The organism is Petrotoga halophila DSM 16923 (genome assembly GCF_002924615.1).
The window spans coordinates 1-1,517 of sequence record NZ_JALY01000102.1 but is presented as its reverse complement, the minus strand read 5'-3'; the positions used below and the strand labels follow the sequence as shown (position 1 = coordinate 1,517).

The following is a 1,517-nucleotide window of genomic DNA, read 5'->3' as shown; positions in this document are numbered from 1 at the left end:
GAGTTTATATAGACAGTTAGAGATAAAAAGATTTTCAATTGGTTTATTTTCATAAAAGCCAAAGGTAGTGTTAAACTTGAAGTCAAGCAAAGTTAACACTACTTTTTTTCTATTTATTAACATTAGTAGTAAAATTGAGGGAATAAAAAAGAATCTATTTAGGGGGTGAATTAAAATAAATATTCTAATTAAAAATTGTAGGATTGTAGATGAAGAAAAAGATTTGTTTGGAGATTTGTACATTAAAGATGGAAAGATAGAAAATTATGGCAAAGATTTGAATTACGATGCTTATACTATAGATGCAAAAGGTTTGGTTGTTATGCCAGCATTTGTAGATATGCATGCGCACTTTAGAGATCCTGGTTATACTTATAAAGAGGATTTACATTCTGGTAGTTTAGCAGCATTGAAAGGCGGATACACATGTGTGAATCTGATGGGTAATACCAATCCTATATGCAGTGATATGAAAGTTGTTAATTATGTGTTGAACAAAGCTAAGGAGTTAAATTTGATCGATATTCACCAAACGGTTTCTATCACAAAGAACTTTGATGGAAAATCTTTAGAACATTTGGATTATATAGATAATAATGTGAAATTCATATCCGATGATGGAAAAGGTGTTCAATCAAATTTAACTATGTATTTAGCGATGGTGAAGGCAAAGGAGAAAGGGTTAACTATCATAGCACATGAAGAAGACAATGAAATAGTAACGATAAACACGAGACTTTCCGAAAATTTGATGACTTTTAGAGATATATACCTTGCGAAATTGACAGGTGCTTGGCTTCATTTAGCCCACGTAAGTACGAAAGAGGCAATAGAAGGTATAAGAAAGGCGAAAAGAGAGATACAAAATCTTACCTGCGAAGTTACCCCCCACCATTTATCCTTATACAATTACGATTACAAAGTAAATCCTCCAATAAGAGAAAAAGAAGATGTTTTGGAAATAATCAAGGGAATAAAGGATGGAACTGTAGATATTATAGCAACTGATCATGCCCCTCATTCTATGGAAGACAAAGAAAAAGGGGCACCTGGTATCTCAGGGTTAGAAACTGCTTTCCCCGTTTGTTATACGAAGTTGGTAAAAAGTGAAGAAATTACACTGAATCGCTTATCTCAACTTATGTCTTCAAAACCAGCACAAATGTTAGGGGTTAAAAAAGGAAAGATACAAACAGGATACGATGGAGATGTAGTTATTGTAGATTTAGAAAAAAAGGTTAAAATCAACAAAGACGAATTTTTATCCAAAGGCAAAAATACACCTTTTGATGGGATGGAATTTTATGGAGAAGTTATAGCAACAATTAGAAAGGGAGAGATCAAATACAAAAAGGGGAGTGTCAAATTTGATAATAGATAGATTATTCAACGAGGTTGAAAAAAAGGGGAATGTTTGTGTCGGATTGGATACGCATTTGGATTATATACCGGTTAACTTAAAAGAAAAGTATCAAGATATTGATGAAGTTTTGTTCAAATTCAACAAAGAGATAATA

At 32.4% G+C, this 1,517-nt stretch carries 1 protein-coding gene and 1 pseudogene; both read left to right on the top strand.

Translation table 11 applies throughout. The features are described 5' to 3' along the window. Positions 1-175: 175 nt before the first annotated feature. Positions 176-1,381, top strand: coding sequence for a dihydroorotase (locus AA81_RS04540; protein ID WP_103898338.1), 1,206 nt, complete (start codon positions 176-178; stop codon positions 1,379-1,381). Further along, a pseudogene (locus tag AA81_RS14750) lies at positions 1,368-1,517 on the top strand (orotidine-5'-phosphate decarboxylase); the annotation flags it as partial. The gene AA81_RS04540 and the pseudogene AA81_RS14750, both read left to right, overlap by 14 nt.